Here is a 469-nt window from a genome sequence, read left to right as displayed (position 1 = left end):
AACCAGGCCAGGTAGGGCCCCGGCAGGTCGGCGATCAGCCGCCCGGCGTACTTGCCGTAGGGCATCCGCAGGGTGACCAGGGTCTGCAGGTCCTCGGGGTTCACTCGTCGTCCTCTCGTTGGGTTCGTGCCTTTCGCCTGGCGGCGCTGCGGCCCTACTCTAGAAGGATATCGCCGGTCCTGCCAGGGGAGGTCGTCCGGGGCGGAGGGGCGCATCGGAGCCCGAGAGGGTAATGGTACTCGGTGGGGCTGGCGCCCGGCGCGGGATTGGCTCAGGGTAGGCTCAGGGTCGAGGGAGAAGTATCCGTGGCAACGGCAGCGGGCGAAGAGGAGAGCGACCATGTGGAAAGCCTATGACGAACTGGCCTGGACCGAGGCGTGGCTGGAGGATCCCAATGGCATTGAGGAGGAGGTGGCCACCTACCATCGCCTGCTGATGGAGCACGGCCGTCGCCCGGTACACGAGGTGC

1 protein-coding gene is annotated in these 469 nt (G+C 67.4%); it reads right to left on the bottom strand.

The annotated features are described in order from the left end of the window. The coding region (locus J5F18_RS18485; protein WP_346302267.1) for a DUF3820 family protein at nucleotides 1-104 on the bottom strand (104 nt) is incomplete at its 3' end. Between the last annotated feature and the right edge of the window lie 365 nt (nucleotides 105-469).

The sequence above is a fragment of the Halomonas sp. BM-2019 genome (genome assembly GCF_017584085.1).
Note: the sequence above shows the minus strand (reverse complement) of the source record. Positions and strands in the feature narration are given on the sequence as shown.